General features: G+C 47.2%; 2 protein-coding genes. One reads left to right on the top strand and one right to left on the bottom strand.

Features of this window, described 5'->3' with window-relative positions; translation table 11 throughout:
- The coding region (tkt, locus tag B7X71_RS15700) for a transketolase (protein ID WP_293601411.1) at positions 1-1,553 on the bottom strand (1,553 nt) is incomplete at its 3' end.
- A 43-nt stretch (positions 1,554-1,596) separates the two neighbouring features.
- Between tkt and B7X71_RS15695 the strand changes: the two genes are divergently transcribed.
- A partial coding sequence (locus B7X71_RS15695) for an RsmE family RNA methyltransferase (RefSeq protein ID WP_293601409.1) occupies positions 1,597-2,119 on the top strand: 523 nt, incomplete at its 3' end.

The raw sequence follows: 2,119 nt of genomic DNA, 5'->3' as shown, positions 1-2,119 counted from the left end.
AAGATCAAGGCGCTTGGGCCATGCTTACGCTCAATCGCAGCACCCCAGGCAACTGCACTCTCAGTGGTGTCACATGGACGCCAAACCATCAAATTCGGAATCAAACGTAAGCTCGCTACGTGCTCAACAGACTGGTGTGTTGGCCCATCTTCGCCCAGGCCAATAGAGTCGTGTGTGAATACAAAGATGCTGCGCAACTTCATCAGCGCAGCCATACGTAAGGCGTTGCGGCTGTAATCAGAGAAAGTTAAGAAGGTGCCGCCAAATGGAATGTAGCCGCCATGCAAAGCGATACCGTTCATGATGGCGCTCATACCAAATTCACGAACACCGTAATTGATGTGGTTACCCCAATGGTCACCACGTACAGCTTTACATGAAGACCAGTTAGTTAAGTTAGAACCCGTTAAGTCAGCAGAGCCACCCATGAATTCTGGCAAGGCTGGTGCTAATGCTTCGATGGCATTTTGACTTGCTTTGCGAGTAGCAATAGTTTCCGCTTTGGTTTCACAAGTTTTTAAGTAAGCATCCAAAGTTTTAGAGAAGTCTTGAGATAAGTCGCCTTGCATACGACGCTGTAATTCAGAAGCCAGTTCTGGGTATTTATTTTTGTATGCCTGGAATTCTTTATTCCATTCATGCTCAGCAGCTTGACCGCGTCTCTTGAAATCCCATGCTTCATAAATATCATTCGGAATTTCGAACGGAGCATACGGCCAGTTCAAGGCAACACGAGTTGCTGCTATTTCAGCTGAGCCTAATGGGGAGCCATGCACCTTATCACTGCCAGCCATATTCGGCGAGCCTTGACCAATCGCTGTCTTGCAACAGATCAAGGTTGGTTTGTCACTCTTCTTCGCTTTAGCGATTGCGGTAGATACAGCCTCTGCATCATGACCATCAACATCACGAATCACATTCCAACCGTATGCTTCAAAACGCTTTGGCGTATCTTCGTTAAACCAAGAAACCACCTTGCCATCAATGGAGATGCCGTTGTCATCCCATAGCGCAATCAATTTATTGAGTTTGAGTGTGCCAGCCAATGAACACACTTCATGGCTAATACCTTCCATCAAACAACCATCACCCAAAAATACATAGGTGTAGTGATCAACAATATCGTGACCCGGGCGATTAAATTCTTGCGCTAATAATTTTTCAGCAAGCGCCATACCCACTGCGTTTGAAATCCCCTGACCCAATGGTCCGGTAGTTGTTTCTACTCCGGGAGTAATTCCATATTCAGGATGTCCTGCAGTTTTGCTATGCAACTGACGGAAATTTTTTAACTCGCTCATCGGCAAGTCGTAACCCGTGAGGTGTAATAAGGAATACAACAACATGGAGCCATGACCGTTTGATAAAACAAATCGATCGCGATTCATCCAGTGCGGATCAGTTGGGTTATGTTGCAAATGCTCATTCCAAAGTCCAACTGCAATATCAGCCATGCCCATTGGCATTCCAGGGTGACCAGAATTGGCTTGTTGAACTGCATCCATGGATAAAGCACGAATGGCATTAGCCATGCGAATTTGAAGGTTTGACATCGTAAATTGGGTCTCTAGGAAATTAATTAGCTATATTTCAGTAATGCCTCAATTTTATCTTCCCGGCCCATGGGAAATCCAAAAGCCAAATACCCTCACCCCTGAGCTCGCCCATCACTTGCGTGTCCGCCGTATCCAGGTCGGTGAATTCTTCCCCATCTTCGATGGCAAAGGCCAAGTTGCCCAGGCAAAACTCCTTTCCCTGAGCAATAAATCTGGGGAAGCAGAGTTGAGTGATATTCGCCTCGACACCCATCGTGAGAGCCCCTATGCCATTACTTTGGCGCAAGGTCTGGCTGGTGGCGACAAGATGGATTGGGTCGTTGAGAAGGCCATAGAGACCGGCGCTCAAGTGATTGCACCGCTGCAGTGCGAGCGCTCAGTGATTAAATTGACGCGCTCTAGCGATGCCGAGCGGGCGCAAAAACGCCTCCTCCACTGGGAGGGTATTATTCAGGCGGCCTGCGAACAATGTGATCGCACAGTTTTAGCTTCAGTAGAGCCCGTTCAAAGTTTTGAAAGTTATCTACAAAAGCCACAAAAAGCCCCACTTAAGCTACTTTTAA

The organism is Polynucleobacter sp. 39-46-10, assembly GCF_002282275.1.
This window is presented reverse-complemented; position numbering and strand designations above follow the sequence as displayed.